We start from the raw sequence: 13,705 nt of genomic DNA on the forward strand, positions 1-13,705 counted from the left end.
ACAATTTGACATTATAAATTAATTCACGAACACACACATATATGCTTGATCATTTCCCTTTTTATTTAGGCTTACTAATCGTTATCCTGCTTTTGATTATGCTTGCGCATAAAATTAAAGTAGCATATCCTATACTTTTAATTTTGGCAGGACTGGCTATCAGCTTTATTCCCGGAGTTCCTGTTATTATTATTGAGCCTGAATTGATATTTTTTATATTTCTGCCGCCACTGTTATATGAAGCAGCATGGACCGTTTCCTGGAAAGAAATGTGGCGCTGGCGTCGTATCATTACGAGTTTTGCTTTTTTAGTCGTTTTTTTCTCGGCACTGTCCGTAGCTTTAGTAGCCAATTATATATTGCCAGGCTTCTCGTTATCATTAGGATTTTTACTTGGTGGTATTGTTTCTCCTCCAGACGCAGTCAGTGCAGGAGCTATTTTAAAATTTGTAAAAGTTCCCAAAACAATATCATCCATATTAGAAGGAGAAAGTCTATTGAATGATGCTTCATCCTTAATTATTTTCAGGTTTGCCATGATTGCCGTTGCCACGGAGCAGTTTTTATTTTATAAAGCAGCAGTAAGTTTCAGCTGGATGATTTTTGGAGGTGTTGGAATTGGATTATTGATAGGATGGCTCTTTATGAAAGCACACAAATACCTGCCAACGGATGCTAATGTAGACATTGTACTCTCATTACTTACTCCATATATTATTGATCTTGCTGCCGAAAAAATGCACAGCTCAGGAGTATTGGCTGTGGTAAGCGGCGGTTTACTGCTGGCTAATAACAGGCATCGTTTTTTGACCAGTAAATCCCGTCTGCAGGGAATAAACTTTAAATATGAAATTTTAAAAAATAAGGGCGTATTATTGCGCCCTTAACATTATCCTCATTTTTTCGTTAGCAAATCAATTTACCCTCAAACAGTAATTCATAGAGCCAAAGAAATACAATTTCTACTTAGACATTAAAATCATTTCAAATCCTCTATAATATTTGTAGAATTGTATATTAATTTAATGCCATAAACCAATTGTGTTTTTATATTTTTTGCATCATCCCCAGCAGGACATCTAAACCAAATTTACATAGCAAATGGAAGACAGACACTACATGTAGTAAGCCAATTGCTTCAAATCATCCAAAAAAGATTTTGAAATTTGTCCTGTTCCTGTCACTCTAATTAACAAATAAACCATACTTATTCGTAATAAATAATTGATTACATTTGAGTTAAAAATAACCAGAAGATGATTAATCAAAATGAAAACTGGAAAATTACTCCTGAGAAGGCACTTAAAATGCTAGCCGACGAGGGCATGAATGTTACCCTTGATCAAGCTGCGGAAATACTATCTTTTTTAAGACTTATGGCAGAAATTACAGTGAAGAAATTTTTAAAAGGTCCAGAAAGTGTGGAAGCGGCAGAAGATCTTGTTTTATATAAAAAATATGAAAAACCAACTAAAAGCCAAGAGAGAAAAAATGACACTGCCGAAGGAAAAATTTACTGCGGTACCTGTAATTTTTTAAACAATAATTTTTAAGCAGAGATTTTGGCCTCGTATTATTGAATTAAATTTGATATTAGCTAAATAAAGAATTTTTAACAATGTAAACCATCATAATTTTGTAGCAGAATCGTGGCACATTGAATTTGGAGGCTACTTTTTTACAACAAAAAGCTAAGGAATTCTCAAAGGACTTTCCATCTGAGAAGCATCAAAAATTAAATTTATCAATAATAAAAAAAATATTCATATATTTACAATCAAATTCGGAATAATTTCACTGAATATCAATTAGTTAAAGATCTATAAAAGCAACAATTAAAATTCAGGTGCAGAATCGGTGCAATTAGGTTTAAGACATCATAAAAACGTAGCATAGATGCGGTTTTGCGCGATATCGTTCGAATCCTGCTCTCCCCACAAAAAGTCCTAATCTTAGATTAGGACTTTTTTTATGATTAAATTCATAAAATAAAAAACCTGCAAAATCATATGATTGGCAGGTTTTTTATTTTTAGGGCATTTCAGTTTTATAAAATACTCTAAAATTCTATGACAGAATCGTGGAACATTCAGATCATCAAAAATGTGCCACAGAATTTGAGATGTATAATTATATTTTGCGTCATATTAATTACCACATTAAACAACTATTCTTCTCCTTTTGGAATCCGGAACGTCTTGACATTCGCATTTCGAATTTGTTCTCCGTAAAAAAAGACATAATTTTTATCTTTTGAATAATTTTTATCGCCATATGAATTTTTGTTTACGAAATCTATAATTTCAAATGTTTAAGGATCGGCATTCTTTATTATTATACCTTTTAGATAGACATATCTCTTATCTTTACCATAACCCGCTTCAAGTTCTTCAAAACTATCAGGGTCGGCATTTTTAGCTAAAATCTTATGTCCGTGCCCGCCGTGTTCTGCAAAAGATGTGGGTTGTATTACATAATAAATATTGTTTTTATCTGTAATATAACCGTCACTACAGCTGGCTAGAATAAATGACGTAATTAGAATTAACAGTGATTTTTTCATTATTCAATATTAAGTGCTTAAAAGATGGCTATTTTAGTGTTTTAGAAGTATTTTTATATTGATTAGACTCAAAGCACCTGCGTTATATGCGATAGCAATAGAGTTAACATACTTAGTTAAAACTGTAGCCAGAATTACTTTTCCATAGTTGACCTTCACTTGTTGTCCATAAGGAACAGCTGCCTTACGTACTGCTTCACCTGTAAAAGAAGAATCTATAACAGGGATATAACATGGAGATTTATTATGAGCTTTGGTTGGTCTCTTTTCATACTTATAACTGTGCGGGATTCTAACATTAAAATCAATAGGCCTTGCTGCCGGAGATGGTTAGGATATGCTGGGTTTCAATCGAAGGACAACAGTGCCCGTCATTTTCTGCATACTCCAATTTTTGCACATAAATTTTACCGTTATTGATTTTGTCAAACCGGAACATGGTCTCGGGTTCATATCCCGCTATAACTTTAACATCAAACCCACTGTTCTGATACAGGGTCAAACCTTGTCCTACAATGGCATTTCCCCCATCTTTTGGGACAAGGACAAAGTATATCGCAACATCCTCGATGCCGTCACCGGTAAAATCCCCTGTATAGGATTCCTGACCGTCGAGTACCGCATCGTGGGACGCCATGATTTTGGGCAGGTATTTTTGAAATTTACTTTCAGCGAGTCGAACCGCTTCGTTGGTAGTTATTTTTGGCCTGTTGCCCTGAACTTCCTTAAGGGACAGTTCTCTTTCTTTTAACAATAACTCCTTCTCCTTGAGTTCTAATTCTTTCTCACTTTTTGAAGTATTACAGCTTGTAAAAAATAGTGATAAAAGTACTATAACAGTTATTTTGGTCTTGATGTTCATCTGGATATAATTTTTTTAGGATTTACACTCACCAAATATAGGATTGTATTATTTTGAAATAAGAAAAACTTCCGAAATATTTTGAAGAATATTAAACAACCGTATTAAATTTTCAATTAATGAGGACTACAAATCCAATTACTGATTTTGTGATGGATTTGAATTACCACTTAATCTGTGTGATCGAATTTGCTATAAAATAAGTCATGTGTTGTCCTGAAAAAGCCTCTAAAATCAATAATTTTAGAGGCTTTGAAATTTTAAAGCTTTTTTTTAGTTGTTTAATTTTTGGCAAAAAAAAGCATCTGTTATTAGCAGATGCTGTTAAGAGATAATTATAGTATATTAAGCTATCACTACATTTACTGCGTTAGGACCTTTACGGCCTTCTTGGATATCGTATCTTACCGCGTCATCCTGACGAACGTTTTCTGATAAACCTGAAACATGGACGAAAACTTCGTCACCTCCATTACTTGGAGTAATAAATCCAAAACCTTTTTCTTCGTTGAAGAATTTTACTGTACCTTCTTGCATTTTATAAATTTAATTTTGTTAAAGGTAATCTATTTTATAATACATAATTGAAAAACAGCATTTTATATTTTTTTTTATTTCAGAGATGAAAAAACTATTCGAAAATGGAAAAATCACATCTGATTTGATTGAAAAGTAAAATCCCGTAAAGATTTAAACTTCATAGTTTATTTCACACAAATAGCTAAGATGAATTTTACTGCTTAGCAGTTTTCATTTTGTGACATAATCTTGGCGCATTATATTCTTACCAATACTTTTGACTAAGCAGGTTTTAATCATCAAACGATCTGTAAAATATTTTTCAGAATTGCATTTTGGTAAATATTACAGTAATCCTCACAAAATTTTTACAGGCAGGGTTGAGTTTTTGTTAAATATTAAGGTTGTAGTTGTTTGTAATTTTTACTAAAATTTAGGTACTACTTTTAAAAAAAAGGCCTTCAAAAATTGAAGGCCAAATAAAAAAACACAAAACCTGAAAAAACTTTTACAGTTTTCTCAAAACTCTTTCCGGATAATCCGTTATAATTCCGTCAACCTTTAGCTTAAACATAGCATCGATATCCTGCTCATCATTAACCGTCCATGGAATAACTTTTATTTGCATAGATCGCAGGGAATTTACCGCTTCTTTATTCAGTAATTTATAATTCGGACTATAAATTTCAGGTTTAAAATCAAGCTGTGAAAGATTTTTACTAACAGCACCTTCTCCCACCAAATACGCGATTTTTATTTTTGGATATTCTTTATGCATCACATTTAATACAACAGGATCAAAAGACTGAATGTTAATTTTCTCCTCCATCCTCTTTTCCTTAATGATTTGCATCACCATCTTAACAAAAGCCTCCGGTTGCGGCTGACTTTTACCATATTCTAATTTTTCAGATTTGATTTCGATATTGTATCTCACAGGTCTTAGATTATTTTTGGCGATATATTGCTCCACATTATCCATTATCTCAGACAATAAAGGTTTGTACGTTTTTTGTCTTTGTTGCTGTGGAAAAGCAGTATTTCCACGGGAACCGCTGTCAAACTTTCTAATGCTGTCATACGTCATTTCATAGAGATTGTAACTCTTTTGCTTTTCCTTAGAAACTGGTTTTCCATCAAGATCCAGCATATATTGAGAAGACATAAAAGGTTCGTGAGAAACAACAACTTTTTGATCTTTAGAAATTACAACGTCAAGCTCCAGAACATCAACTCCTTTTTTGATAGCACTAATAAACGCAGGAATGGAATTTTCCGGAAAATTACCGCGATCGCCACGATGTCCCTGAACTTCTGTTTTACTTTTTGAAGTGACGGTTTTTTGAATTCCGCAGGAACAGATTGCCATAACAGCAATTACAATACTTATATTTTTGATTTCTAGCATTTTACTAAACCAATTATTTTACTTTATCAATCCTGTAGCTGCTGGTAGATGTATGAGTTTTACCAAACATATCTGTAGCTTTTATCTCGATTTTGTGTTCCCCAATCGCAAGATCAGAAGGTATATTTCCTCTCCAGACGTGTGTGCTTTTTTCCGGATCTGATGAACGTTTTCCAGGCATCAGCACTTCCGATAATTCCCATTCGTAAACCAATTCTACATACGACGGATCCTGTACTTCGACATACTCCATTTCTTTCCATTCGCCCTGATCGACACGATATAGCACTTTATCTTTTTTACTTCCCATAAAGAAATTAGCAAAAACCCCAGATTTGGTACGCTTTCCTTTTGCCACTACTTTTGGGACGAAAACTTTCATTTGATAATTATCCGGTTTGCCTGCGACTTTATAATCTACCGTGTATTTATTGCCATTAAAATGTATAAAAGCATAACCTTTTGGAGTTCCGTCTCTCATAACAGAGATTGGAATTCCTTTTTCATCCAGTTTTCCCGAATACCAGTCACCTGAGGTTGTACCAATATTATAATGATGATGTGGATTTTCCTGTAACCATCCGTCTTTTTTATCGAAAAAATCCTGTCGCTGTAAATGTGTATGGGCTGAAAGTGAAAGCGTATTTGGAAAATCTTTCAACAATTCAAATAATTTCTGGCGGTCTGAATCTCTAAAAGAATCATCTTTACTGTCCGGCTCACTAATTGGAATATGAAACGCCATTACGATTAAATTGTCTTTTGGAACCGTCTTTAAATCGTTTTCTATAAACTGCATTTGCTCCTCTGTAAAACCTCCCCAATATCCCTGATGGTCTCTCGGGTCAGGATATAAAACATCATCAAGAATAATAAAATGCGCTTTGCCATAATTAAAAGCATAATTGGCTGGTCCAAAATGTGCTTCATACGTTTCATCGGCCAGATTATCTGCTTTAGCATCAAAATTTAAATCATGATTTCCGAGAAGATTGTACCACGGAATTCCGATTTTTTTAACGGCCTGAATATATGGATTGAATAAACTGAGATCGTTTCCGACCAAATCTCCCATACTTAATCCGAACGGAATGTTTTTAATTCCTTCTACTTCAGAAACAATGCCTCTTGTAAAAAAATCTACTTCTTCCAGCGTATACGGCTGTGGATCTCCAAAAACCAGCGCTGTAAAATCAGTATCTTCTTTTTGCGGTATCAATCCAAAATCTAAGGATTCGGGAAGTTTTCCTGTTGGAGCAACACCTTCGAACTTTCCTTTGGGAGAACCAGCAGGTTTATGATTGTAGAAAAATTGAGGCAGATTGTCTTTATTGACCTGAATCCCGTAACCAGAAGGTTTGATTACCGCAACTATATTATCATTTTGAACCGGAAGTTCATAATTTCCCTTCTTATCGGTCAGAACCACTTCGCGCCCGTTTGTTATGGCAACATTGGCGATTCCTTTTTCCTTCTTTTCTTTTTTACCGTTTTGATTTAAATCTTCAAATACGATTCCCTTTACAGTTGTTTGTGCTGTCAGAATACTGCAAAACAATGCTGCACTAAATATAAATGTCTTTTTCATCTTTAAAATTTATTTATCCCACCAAACTTTAGTATTAATATTGTCTCCTCCTACCATTTCAACTGCTTCCAGATAGTTTGCATTATTTTTAATCTGCTGATTATCCGGATACGTAAATCTTGACGGCATAACTGCGCCATTCAGCATCGCTGTTGTTTTAGGAAGTACAGGAAATCCGGTACGGCGGTATTCAAACCATTGCTGGTAATCTGTAAAATACAATGCATAATATTTTTGCAGCATGATTCTTTCTAAAGTTCCGTCGTATTTCGCTTCCGGTTTATCAAAATAAGTTGCAGGAGTTACCGCTTTTAATTGTTCAATTCCAGCTCTGACGCCTTTTTCGTAATGTGAAGCAGCGTCAGCAATAAGACCTCTTTGAGCCAATTCTGCTTTGATAAATTCAACCTCGGCAAACGTCAGAATGAAAATCTGCATTGGATTTTGTACCTGCACATTATAAAGTGTTGAAGCATTGTACTTAAACTGCGAATCTGCACCAGCATACCCGCTGTCAATTCCTTTAAATCCTATCGGTGCATTGGTAACCAAAGCTGTCGCACCAGTTGCAATTACCGCTCTTCTTGGATCTTCAAGTATGTTTAAATTGTCAATGAAAAAAGAAGCCATTTTGATACTCAGATTAAAATCCTGAGGTCTTCCCCATGGAGAAACATTTGGAGAAACACCTGTTATCTTCAAAATCGCACTTTCAGCGGTATTGGTAAAAACAGGATAAATTTCAGGATGATTGGCCATATACGTCAGTTTCTCAAAAGCACCGGTTTCGGTTCTGTTCGAAACCCTTAACAACAATCTCATTTTGAGAGAATTGGTGAATTTCTTCCATTTCAGCACATTATTCTGAAACAAAATATCCTCTGTATAAATCATCGGTTTGCTTACATCATAAAGTGTATTCGCTTTTTCTAAATCTGATAATAGTGTTTCATAAATAAACTCCTGCGTATCATACTTTGGATACAAAATAGCATCTTCCCCACGAACTGCTTCCGTCATCGGAACCGGTCCAAAAAGATCCGTAAGATTTGCATAAACCAGTGCATTTAAAGTTAATGCCACAGCTTCATAATTTCCGTCTCCGGCTTTTACTGAAGCGATACGCATTTCTCTGATATTGGACAACCATTTGTAATAATTATTCCAGGCTGAGTTTCCAATATTATTACTCACATCATAACGGTGCAAACCTCCGGTAATACTTGGAAAAGGAAGTGAAACCTGCATTAAATTGAATGTTACATCTGCACTTTGAGTCGCATTTTGCGAAGCTATTCCGTAAATAATCGGATTCAGTAAAGTGCCCGGACTTATTTCGGTGATAAGATTTGGGTTTTCGTTTAGTTCTTCAAAACCTCCCGAACAGGAAATACTAAAGCCCGTAAGCAAGAGTAGTATTGCAGTAATTTTTATCTTTTTCATTTTATAATTATAAAGTCAAACTTAAATTGAAACCATAAGTAGCCGGAGAAGGCATCTGCCCCATTTCTATACCCGGCAAAATTGTATCTCCGTTTAATGCAGCGGTTTCCGGATCGTATATTGGAAAATCTGAAACTGTTGCTAAATCTCTGCCGAAAACTGAAAACTGAACCGATTGTAATCCCGTATTTCTCAGCCATCTTTTTGGCATATTATATTGAAAACTGATTTCGCGAAGTTTTCCAAAAGAAGCATCAAAAGAGTTTGATTCAATATTGGCTCTTCGATAATAACGTACGTACCAGTCTGCTGTTGCTGCCTTTTTGGTATTGGGAGAAAAAGATCCATCTGCATTCTGGACCACGCCATCACCAATGATAAAGCCATCTGCCCTGCCCATTTCATTAGAGTTCAATTTTCCTTGTTCGGCAAGTTTGTGATGCGTCTGCGAATATATAATACCGCCGTACTGACCGTCTACTGTAACATTCATGGTAAAATTTCCAATTGAAAAACTATTGGTAAAACCTGCTTTCCATTTTGGGCTCGCATCGCCAATATATTGTATTTCTTCAGGATATGCCGGAAGCCCCGCATTATCGTATACAATTTTACCTTCGGGAGATCTCACAAATCCGAAACCGTAAATAGCACTTGTCGTACCGCCCACTTTAGCGATAATGGAAGCCGTTCCTCCGGTACCGATTATCTGCTGTCCGTCGATTCCTTCGGGTAATTCCATTACCTTATTCCAGTTACGGGACCAGTTTACAGTTGAATTCCATCTGAAATTCTCATTATCAATAATTTTTCCGCCAAGGACAAGTTCAATACCGCGGTTTTTAACTTTACCTCCATTCAAAACTGCACCGCTGTAACCGGTAGAAAAGTCCATCGGAATATCAATTATCTGATTTTTGGTCACACTTTCGTATACTGTCGCATCAGCTGTAAGTCTGTTTTTAAGCATTCTGATTTCAAACCCTGTTTCGAAACTGGTGGTGATTTCAGGTTTGAAATGATCATTATATAAAACAGTCAGCGTCTGTGCAGAACTTGGAAAAGCACTTTGTCCGTAATATTTCTGCGTTTTATAAGGTTCCGTATCATTTCCTACCTGTGCAAAAGACAGTCGGTATTTTAAGAAATCAATAGATTTTGGAAGTGCAAACATTTCAGAAACCACGGCACTGGTATTAATTGACGGATAGAAGAACGAATTGTTCTCTACCGGAAGTGTACTTGTCCAGTCATTTCTCCCCGTTACGTCAACAAAAAGCATATCGCGGTACGACAATGAAACTAGACCGTATAAACTGTTCATTTTTTTATTTGCATCGCCCAAAGTCAGAATTGGCGCACTTGAACCGTTGGATAATTTATAAACACCCGGTACAACTAAACCTGTAACTTCTGCCTCTGTTCTTCTGTACTTATAACTCATCGCGTTTCCTCCTGCTGAAGCTGCAAGTGAGAATTTACCTCCAAAGTCTTTTTTATAAGAAAGCAAAAAGTCTGAGTTGATTTCCTGTTTGAAAACATCCTGTCTTTCATAAAATCCTTTTGCATATCTGTTGATACTGTAAGGTCTTTTTTGTTCTCTGGTCTGATTATAAGTGTTCATAGAAGAACGCAGCATCAAATCTAAATTTGGAGACAAAGTAATATTGGCAAAAATATTTCCAACGATCTGATCACTATCCAACGTATTAGTTGCTTCATAAGCAATCAGATACGGATTATCGATAAATGAACTAAAAGGATGCAGCTGCTGAATCTGTTCTTTACCTTTCTCCCAAATTGGCCGGTACCAGTCTAAATCAATATTGGGTTGTTGAAAAATCATGAAATAGGCAATTGAGCCGTTATTGTATCCCGTAGATGGAAGATTGTCACTGTTCCTGGTATTGTAATTTACAGTTGAACCTAATTTTATCTTGTCTGAAACCTGATAATTAGCGTTAACCGCTGCTGTAACTCTGTCAAAACCAGTATTGGGCATGATCCATTCATTTTTTTGATTCCCCAAAGAAAGTCGCATGGATCCTTTAGTGTCACCGCCCTGAATGGAAATATTATTATTTAAAGTGACACCTGTTCTCCAGAAATCTTTACGGTTATCTCTGTACGATTGCCACGGAAGTCTTTCTGCCGATTGTCCCTGCAGCACAGGATCATACTGGTAAAAATTCTGACCTGTAAAAGCAGGTCCCCACGCACTGCTTGTGCCACTGGTTGAAGTTCCGTCAGCAGAATTTCCGTACGAATAATACTGATTACCGGCAGCATCTGGTGAATTTCCTGTTCCCTGTCCGTATTTATATTGGTAATCCGGCCATCTCTGGATGACATCGAAAGTTGCTCCGGTATTAAAAGAAATTCCCAAACCTTTATTTTTCTTACCCGATTTTGTAGTAATAATGAGGGCACCGTTTGCCGCACGGCTGCCGTAAAGCGCAGTTGCACCTGCACCTTTAAGAACTGTTACCGCATCAATATCATCGAGATTAAGATCTGAGATTCCGTTTCCGTAATCAATTGGAGAATCTTCTCCCATATAGGCACTTGTAGACCCGGATGTTGTCATCTCTGCATTGACCGGAACTCCGTCTACCACTATCAATGCATAATTTCCTTTTGGACTTAACGATCTGTTTCCTCTAAGCGTGATTTGTTGTGAATTTAAAGGTCCGGAACCTGTAGAAGTTATACTTAATCCTGCCACTTTACCTTTAAGTCCGGAAGACCAGTTATTAGGTCTTCCCTGAGATAAATTTTCAGATTTAATAGTCTGCTGCGAAAATCCCAGTCGTTTTTCTTCTCTTTTAATTCCTAAAGCCGTTACTACCACTTCATTTAGTTCGCTGGTGCTTAATTTCATAGTCACGGTAATCAGACCGGTACCGGCAGCAACTTCCTGCGAAACATATCCCATATAAGAAACGACAAGAATAGCAGATGAACCAACCGCAAAACTGAAATTCCCTTCCATATCTGTCATCGTGCTGGTTCGGGTTCCTTTTTCAAGAATTGTAACGCCTGGCATCGGCATACCACTTTCGTCCAGAACTTTTCCGCGGACGTTTAGCTGCGCGCGAAGATTACTGGTAACCGTAATGGTATTATTGAGTTTTCTAAAAGACAGTCCTGTTTTAGCTGCTATTTTTGTCAGCACGCCGTCCAGACTTTCCTTTTCTGCATAGATCGAAATACGTTGTGAAGTACCCGATATTTTTTCATCAAAAACAAAAGTAAAAGTCGTTTTCTGTTCTACTGCTTTAAAAAACTCGGTAATGGTCGCGTCTTTTAGATTAAGACTTATTTGTACGTCTTTCCCGGACTGACCTGAGGCAAATCCGTTAAGGGAAAAAATGAATAAAATCATTAAATAAAGATTTTTCATCTTTATATACTTATTGAAAAAAAATTGTAGTTTCGTGTTCATTACTATTAGGCTATAAATTTTATTTTTAGTCTGTTTTAAATCGCCCGTTTCCGTTGCACCGGAGGCGGGTTTTGTTTTTCTTTTAAGGCGTCTTTTTTCTTATAATGATTTGGTTTTTAGTTGTGTAATTTATTTGCAGCTGTTTTAAATAGGCAATACTTTCCAGTACATTTTCAAGTTTCTCATCCTTAAATTTTCCTGAAATTGTAAGATTATTCAGCTCCGGATCTTCAATTGTAATAGAGACATTGTACCAGTTTTCTATGATTTTAACCGTTTCAGAAAGTTTGGTGTTTTTAAGAATAATGGTATTGCTGATCCACGCAATTTTATCGTCGCTGTTTTCTGTAGAAATTTGTAAATCAAAATTTTTAATTAAATCGGCCTGTTGGTTTTTTGTGATCTGTACTTTTTTACCTGTTGGTGAAGTAACCTCTACTTTACCTGTAATCACACTGACTTTCGTATCATGATGATTATAAGAATTAATATCGAATGAAGTTCCTAAAACCCTGACTTTAACGTCATGTGTCTGTACGACAAATGGTCGTTTTACATCTCTGAATACTTTAAAATAAGCTTGTCCGGCAAGTTCTATATTTCTAATATTTTCAAATTCCTCAGGATAAGTGACGCTGCTGTTAGAGTTTAATACAATGACACTGCCGTCTTCAAGAAAAATTTCTTTCTTTTCTCCTTTGGCTGTAATTTGGGTAATTAATGCTGGTTTAAAAGCAAATTTTGCAGCAGTAAAAGCGATTGTAAGTCCGATAACTAAAACCGCGGCCACTTTTAATGCTTTTCGTATTGTGTATTTTTTCGGTTTAACCTGTAATTCTAAAAGTATTTTATTTAGCATTACAGTACCTTTTTCATCAGACAGCTGATTTTCTGCAGTTGCTGATTGTTCCTGCATCTTATCAAAAAATGTTTCAACGGCCATTTTCTCTTCAGGTGTGCAGGTACCTTGTTCATATTTTTTTGCCAGAAGCAAAAAGTTTTCTTTTTTCAAAATAGGTGCTTTTATAAACAAGTCACATTTTTTGAGTAGAACAAGTAGTCGAAAATACAGGCTTAACGTTTTCTTAAAACGTGTACTTTTTAGTTAACATAAAAGAACGCTGCCCAGTAAAAAAGAAGATAATTATACGATGTCGAATTTAAACGAAGCTGCTTAAGTGCATTGCTGATATGTTTCTCTACGGTATGAATTGACAAATTGAGTTTTGCCGCAATTTCAGCATTTGTAAAATGGTCCATTCTGCTGAGTAAAAAAACTTCCCGGCATTTAGGAGTCAGTTTGTCGATTTGATCCGTTATATTTTTTTCAAAATCAATATATTCCAGGTCATTTAACGATAAACCCGGATCCGGAATTGTTTCTAAAACTTCAATATGCTGCTGATCGAATTTTAGGTTTCTAATTTGATTGGCAATTTTATATTTCACCGATTTAAAAAGGTACGCTTCAAGATTTAAGATTACGGTATTGGATGCATTTTTCCAAAGACTTATAAAGATTTCCTGAACAATGTCATCGCAGACTGCCTCATCTTTATAAATCTTAAAAGCGTACGAATACAGCTTTTTCCAATATCGGTTAAAAACAATTGAAAAAGCAGCATCATTCCCCTCAAAAATTAATTTCTGAAGCTCCTCATCTGTCATTTTCAAAAGGTCTTTTTTCATAATTCGCAAAAAGCAAATGAAAAACAACCTGTATAAAATACCTAAAAAGTCAATTTAACTTTGTGTTAAATTAAACAGAAGCTTTAAAATGAAATCCCGACCTTGATTAGCAAGTTTATAAAGAGAATAAAGTTACTGAAGCATTTTTAAAATTAGACTATGGCTTATTTGGTAAATGATTGGAGCGT

Annotated in this window: 9 protein-coding genes and 2 pseudogenes; 2 read left to right on the top strand and 9 right to left on the bottom strand. The window is 35.6% G+C overall.

Annotated elements, in window-relative coordinates:
* Window positions 1–41: 41 nt before the first annotated feature.
* Window positions 42–839, top strand: a pseudogene (locus ABEB31_RS00330) (cation:proton antiporter); the annotation flags it as partial.
* 417 nt (window positions 840–1,256) lie between these two features.
* Window positions 1,257–1,553, top strand: coding sequence for a hypothetical protein (locus ABEB31_RS00335; RefSeq protein WP_347049234.1), 297 nt, complete (start codon window positions 1,257–1,259; stop codon window positions 1,551–1,553).
* Window positions 1,554–2,167: 614 nt separating this feature from the next.
* On the opposite strand, the pseudogene ABEB31_RS21665 reads toward ABEB31_RS00335, so the two are convergent.
* The 9 genes and pseudogenes from ABEB31_RS21665 to ABEB31_RS00380 all read right to left on the bottom strand — a co-directional run bounded on the left by ABEB31_RS21665 (window position 2,168) and on the right by ABEB31_RS00380 (window position 13,517).
* Window positions 2,168–2,563 (bottom strand): annotated as a pseudogene (locus tag ABEB31_RS21665) (DKNYY domain-containing protein).
* A gap of 304 nt (window positions 2,564–2,867) precedes the next feature.
* Window positions 2,868–3,425 carry a hypothetical protein gene (locus ABEB31_RS00345; protein ID WP_347049236.1) on the bottom strand — a complete coding sequence of 186 codons (558 nt, stop codon included), beginning with the start codon at window positions 3,423–3,425 and terminating at the stop codon, window positions 2,868–2,870.
* Between the two features lie 345 nt (window positions 3,426–3,770).
* Window positions 3,771–3,962, bottom strand: a complete 192-nt coding sequence (locus tag ABEB31_RS00350) for a cold-shock protein (RefSeq protein ID WP_347049238.1) — start codon at window positions 3,960–3,962, stop codon at window positions 3,771–3,773.
* A 490-nt stretch (window positions 3,963–4,452) separates the two neighbouring features.
* Window positions 4,453–5,352, bottom strand: coding sequence for a glycerophosphodiester phosphodiesterase family protein (locus ABEB31_RS00355; protein WP_347049240.1), 900 nt, complete (start codon window positions 5,350–5,352; stop codon window positions 4,453–4,455).
* A 13-nt stretch (window positions 5,353–5,365) separates the two neighbouring features.
* On the bottom strand, window positions 5,366–6,940 hold the full coding sequence (locus ABEB31_RS00360) for a calcineurin-like phosphoesterase C-terminal domain-containing protein (RefSeq protein ID WP_347049241.1): 1,575 nt from the start codon (window positions 6,938–6,940) through the stop codon (window positions 5,366–5,368).
* A 9-nt stretch (window positions 6,941–6,949) separates the two neighbouring features.
* A complete protein-coding gene (locus ABEB31_RS00365) occupies window positions 6,950–8,383 on the bottom strand; it encodes a SusD/RagB family nutrient-binding outer membrane lipoprotein (protein ID WP_347049243.1) in 1,434 nt (477 codons plus the stop codon).
* 7 nt (window positions 8,384–8,390) lie between these two features.
* Window positions 8,391–11,768 (bottom strand): SusC/RagA family TonB-linked outer membrane protein, encoded by a 3,378-nt coding sequence (locus ABEB31_RS00370; RefSeq protein WP_347049245.1) that lies wholly within the window; start codon window positions 11,766–11,768, stop codon window positions 8,391–8,393.
* A gap of 142 nt (window positions 11,769–11,910) precedes the next feature.
* Complete coding sequence (locus ABEB31_RS00375) at window positions 11,911–12,840, bottom strand: FecR family protein (RefSeq protein ID WP_347049246.1); 930 nt, start codon at window positions 12,838–12,840, stop codon at window positions 11,911–11,913.
* 89 nt (window positions 12,841–12,929) lie between these two features.
* Window positions 12,930–13,517 carry an RNA polymerase sigma factor gene (locus ABEB31_RS00380; RefSeq protein WP_347049248.1) on the bottom strand — a complete coding sequence of 196 codons (588 nt, stop codon included), beginning with the start codon at window positions 13,515–13,517 and terminating at the stop codon, window positions 12,930–12,932.
* Window positions 13,518–13,705: the final 188 nt, after the last annotated feature.

It is taken from the genome of Flavobacterium olei (genome assembly GCF_039749035.1).
GTDB classification, from domain to species: Bacteria; Bacteroidota; Bacteroidia; order Flavobacteriales; family Flavobacteriaceae; genus Flavobacterium; species Flavobacterium olei.